The following is a 3,530-nucleotide window of genomic DNA, read 5'->3' as shown; positions in this document are numbered from 1 at the left end:
GGGGCGGCGGCAGGTCAGGGCTTGCGGGCGACGCCGCAGAACTGGTCGACTTCCCGTGGTTCGCCGCCGATGTCCACGCGTCCGGGCCGCCACCGTGTGGTGGATACCACGCCGGGCTCGAGCAATTCCAGGCCGTCGAAGAACCCGGCGATCTGATCAGGGCTGCGCAAGATGACCTGCGGCTTGCCGAACTTGTTCCACTGCGCGACCGCCTCATCGGACCGGGCGCCGTTGATCACGTTGGTGCTGTGGGAAATCACCAGGTAACTGCCTGGCGGCACCGCCCGCATCAGGCGGTCGACGATCTCGCGCGCTTGCTCGTAGCTGGCGATGTGGTGCAATATCGCGATGAGCGTGATGGCGACCGGCTCGGTGAAGTTCAGCGTCCGGCTCGCCTCGGCGAGGATTTTCTCCGGGTCCTGCAGATCCGCGTCAATGTAGGTGGTGGCGCCCTCGGGGCTGCTGGTGAGCAGGGCGCGGGCGTGCGCGAGAACTATCGGGTCGTTGTCCACGTACACGACCCGTGACTGCGGGGCGACAGCCTGGGCGACCTCGTGCGTGTTGTTAACAGTCGGCAGGCCCGTGCCGATGTCCAGGAACTGGCGGATTCCTTCCTCGCCGGCAAGGAAGCCGACCGCGCGGACGAGGAACTCCCTTGCAGCGCGGGCGAGAAGCACAATGTCCGGGTACAGCTCCCGCACCTTGTCGCCGGCCATCTGGTCGACCTCGTAGTTGTCTTTACCGCCCAGCCAGTAATTCCACACCCGGGCCGAGTGGGACACCGCGGTGTCGATCGGGGGACCGGGGGAGGCGTTACTCATTGAGGTTCCCTTTCGTTCCGCGGATTGCCGGGCAGCAGCCCTGCCGCCCAGCGTCCATGCGGGCCCCAGGCGGCGCTCCTGGCGCCTAGCTTTTCACACTGCCAGGTTCCTGCCCGCATCTGCAGTTCCTCCAGCAGGTCCCGCCGCATGCTGGCGCCTGGGTCTGCGGCCCCGGCTACCGGCTGGTTCATGATCGACCGGGCTGTCCGCGCGCAGAAGACCTGCGAGCGCGACCACCACCGCCCCGCGACGCAGGCCTGCGAAAGGCAGGCGTGAGATGACCGGCTACCACACCCGCTGGGCGCGCCCCGAAGAACCCGCTGATGATCCCGAGCGGCTCGCGATCCGCGAGGGCCCTGGCCTTCGGCAAGGCCCTGTACGACGTCCGCACCACCCTCGGCCTGTCCGTCGCCGAACTGGCCCTGCGGGCCTCCTTCACCGAGGACGACATGAGTGCATCGAGGAAGGCGGCACCGAGCCCACCATCCCGCTGCTGCGCCACCTCGCCGCCGATCATGCGAGAGCTCTGCCTCAATCGGCCGGCGTGACCGGGCGCCTGCCGGATCGGCTGGGGGCGAAGAAAACGGTCCGTTCGGAATAATGGGGGTTTCCTGTCCGGTCTGTATCTGTAGGGTGAGCGTCCTGGCGCTGCCTGGGCCATGCCTTAGGGCACCTCGCCGTGCGCTGGCGAGCCTGATCACCGCAGTGAGACTGGCGGTCGTGGCGTGCGCGAGCAGCGGCGGAGTAACAGGCGGCGGACGAGCGCGGAATCCTCTGCTTCCGGATGACCTGCCGGTGGCTTCGTGACCCGGGAGGGAGCGCCGTACGCCTTCCTGCTCGGATCGGCCGCTGGCCACGTCATCATCAGCGGGCTGCACCTGCCCCCGCGAATCAGCGTGCATAGCCTCTCCGCCGGTACTGGGTCGGATGGCGGGCGGCATCACAGGGCTCCGTGCTCGAATTTCCCGCGCCGCCCGCCGAGCACGTCATCGTGCTTCGGAACACCGTGCCCGCTCCCGCTTGTCTCGTGACCGGAGCCGCTTCCGCCAAGATGCCGTGGTTCCTGCTCACCAGCGTCGGCCCTGAGCTTCCTGCACCGGGTGCTGACGTTCCGCAGCCTATAATCCCCTGACCCGCCCGGGCGGGCTCAGGCGCGGAACCCGGCGGTGGCCTCAACAGTCGGGAGGAGCGCATTCGCCCGCACGGTCTGCGCGTACCACCGGAAGCTGTCCTTTGGGATTCGGGTACGGGTCGGATAGTCGATCCAGACGAGACCGAATCGCTTGGAGTAGCCGTATGCCCACTCGAAGTTGTCCATAAGGCTCCAGACGAAGTATCCACGAACGTCCGAGCCCGCTTCGCGGGCCTGCAGCACGGCGCGCAGGTGCCCGTCTAGGTAGCGGATGCGCTCCGGGTCCTGCACCGAGCCGTCCTGCCCGACGTAGTCGGCGCACGCCGCGCCGTTCTCGGTCAGAAGGATCGGGACATGGGGGTACTCCTGGTGGAGCCGGTCCAGCAGTTCGGTGAGGGCGGCGGGCTCGACCTCCCAGCCCATCTCGGTGCGGCGGAAGGCCTGCCGCTGCACCGGCACCGCGTGGAGATCGGAGGAGATGAGGTCGATCTCGGCAGTCGGCACGCAGTATCCCGCCACCATAGCCTGGGCAGTCCGCGCCTCATCCGCCACGGTTTGGGGCGTGTAGTAGTTGATGCCGAGAAAGTCGAGCGGCCGGGAGATCACCTCTAGGTCGCCGTCCCTGACAACCGCGAAACCTGGAGCGCTGCCCTGGTAGTGCTCCAGCATGTCGGGCGGGTAGCTGCCGGTGAGGACCGGATCGAGGAAGAGCCGGTTGGCGTTCCCGTCCGTCCGCCGTGCCGCGGCCACGTCATCCTCATGGTCCGTAGCGTGGCGTATCGGCGTCAGATTCAGCGAGATGCCCACCTCGGCCGCTGGGACGGCCGAGCGAATTGCCTGTACCGCTTCGCCGTGCGCCAGCAGAAGATGATGGGTCGCCGCGACTGCCTTCCCAATGTCGCGGATCCCTGGAGCGTGGTGACCGGATCCGTAGCCCAGCCAGGCGGAGCACCACGGCTCGTTGAGCGTGATCCACCTGCCGACCGTCCCGCCCAGCGCCCGGGCAACGGTCCCGGCGTACTCGGCGAAGCGGCTCACGGTGTCGCGTTGCGGCCACCCGCCCTCGTCCTGAAGGGGCTGCGGCAGATCCCAGTGGTAGAGCGTGAGGACAGGAACGATGCCCCTGGCGCGAAGACCGTCCACGACCCGGCGGTAGAAGTCGAGGCCCTCGGGGTTGGCCGGGCCTTTGCCCGTTGGCTGGATACGCGGCCAGGACACCGAGAAGCGGTATGCGCGCACGCCAAGCTCCGCCAAGAGGTCGAGATCCTCTTCCAACCGCAGGAAATGGTCGCACGCGATGTCGCCGGTGTCGCCATTGACCGTCTTGCCGGAGGTGTGGCTGAACGTGTCCCAGATGGACACGCCCCTGCCTCCGACGTCTACGGACCCTTCGACTTGGTACGCCGCGGTGGCCGCGCCGAACAGAAAACCCTTGGGGAACGGGACGGCATTGCTGTCGAGAGCTGACAAGGTTGCACCGACCTCCGCGTATGAATGGCGTCGTATCCGAAAAGGCACTTAACCGGTATAGTAAACTTACCCCAGCATGACCTGCAATCCTCCGGCGTGCGCCGAGG

3 protein-coding genes are annotated in these 3,530 nt (G+C 67.4%); 1 reads left to right on the top strand and 2 read right to left on the bottom strand.

The genetic code is table 11. The annotated features are described in order from the left end of the window. Positions 1 to 14 precede the first annotated feature (14 nt). Positions 15 to 821, bottom strand: a complete 807-nt coding sequence (locus tag WA805_RS26440) for an SAM-dependent methyltransferase (RefSeq protein WP_425238171.1) — start codon at positions 819 to 821, stop codon at positions 15 to 17. A gap of 323 nt (positions 822 to 1,144) precedes the next feature. On the opposite strand from WA805_RS26440, the gene WA805_RS26435 reads away from it, so the two are divergent. Beyond that, entirely contained in the window at positions 1,145 to 1,369 is a 225-nt protein-coding gene (locus tag WA805_RS26435) for a hypothetical protein (protein WP_425243704.1), read from the top strand. A 599-nt stretch (positions 1,370 to 1,968) separates the two neighbouring features. Here WA805_RS26435 and WA805_RS26430 read toward each other — a convergent pair. After that, positions 1,969 to 3,471, bottom strand: coding sequence for a GH1 family beta-glucosidase (locus WA805_RS26430; protein WP_422273367.1), 1,503 nt, complete (start codon positions 3,469 to 3,471; stop codon positions 1,969 to 1,971). Between the last annotated feature and the right edge of the window lie 59 nt (positions 3,472 to 3,530).

Origin of the sequence: Trebonia sp. (genome assembly GCF_049794275.1) — a bacterium.
Taxonomy (GTDB): Bacteria; Actinomycetota; Actinomycetes; order Streptosporangiales; family Streptosporangiaceae; genus Trebonia.
Note: the sequence above shows the minus strand (reverse complement) of the source record. Positions and strands in the feature narration are given on the sequence as shown.

Excerpts from the sequence above, each read along its gene's own strand:
- WA805_RS26440 (WP_425238171.1), bottom strand. The coding sequence starts at position 821 with ATGAGTAACGCCTCCCCCGGTCCCCCGATCGACACCGCGGTGTCCCAC.
- WA805_RS26435 (WP_425243704.1), top strand. The coding sequence starts at position 1,145 with ATGATCCCGAGCGGCTCGCGATCCGCGAGGGCCCTGGCCTTCGGCAAG.